Genomic DNA, 694 nt, shown 5'->3' on the forward strand with positions numbered 1-694 from the left:
ATTCCATTTTTAACACTCAAAATTGGAAATATGACGAACTTAATGATGAATTTATATGTCCTAATAACAAAAGAATAGGTTTTAAAAGATATGCATACCGTAATGATAGATATGGTTTTAAACGTGACTTCAAGCTATATGAATGCGATGACTGTTCAGCATGTTCTTTGAGGCAACAATGCATGAAGCCAAATTCGAAATCCAATAAGAAAATCATGAAGAATTATAATTGGGAATACTTTAAAGCCCAAATTAATCAAAAGCTTTCTGAACCAGAAACGAAAAAAATCTATAGTCAAAGAAAAATTGATGTAGAGCCTGTTTTTGGATTTATGAAGGCTATTTTGGGTTTCACTCGAATGTCAGTTCGAGGAATAAATAAAGTTAAACGAGAGCTAGGTTTTGTATTAATGGCACTTAATATAAGGAAAATAGTAGCTCAACGAGCTGTATATTATCAAATACATTTAAAAAAAGCTGATTTCTATCAAATAATTAATAGAAATCAGCTTTTTTACATTGCCTAAGAACTTAATGTCCCAGCCTCTTATTTTATCTCTTACGTCCTAAACCCATCGCTTTTTCCATTTTCTTGACAGTTTTAAATGAAACTTTGTGTGCTTTATCTCTACCTTGATCTAAAATATCATCAAGTTTATCTGAGTTATAGAAACTTTCGTATTTTTCTTGGAAT

Annotated in this window: 1 protein-coding gene; it reads left to right on the forward strand. The window is 30.1% G+C overall.

The annotated features are described in order from the left end of the window. Positions 1-527 (forward strand): transposase (locus tag K0778_RS26710; RefSeq protein WP_153520362.1); only part of this gene is annotated, 527 nt, incomplete at its 5' end. Positions 528-694 lie beyond the last annotated feature (167 nt).

The sequence above is a fragment of the Escherichia sp. XD33 genome (assembly GCF_019375075.1).
In the GTDB taxonomy this organism is placed as follows: domain Bacteria; phylum Pseudomonadota; class Gammaproteobacteria; order Enterobacterales; family Enterobacteriaceae; genus Enterobacter; species Enterobacter flexneri_A.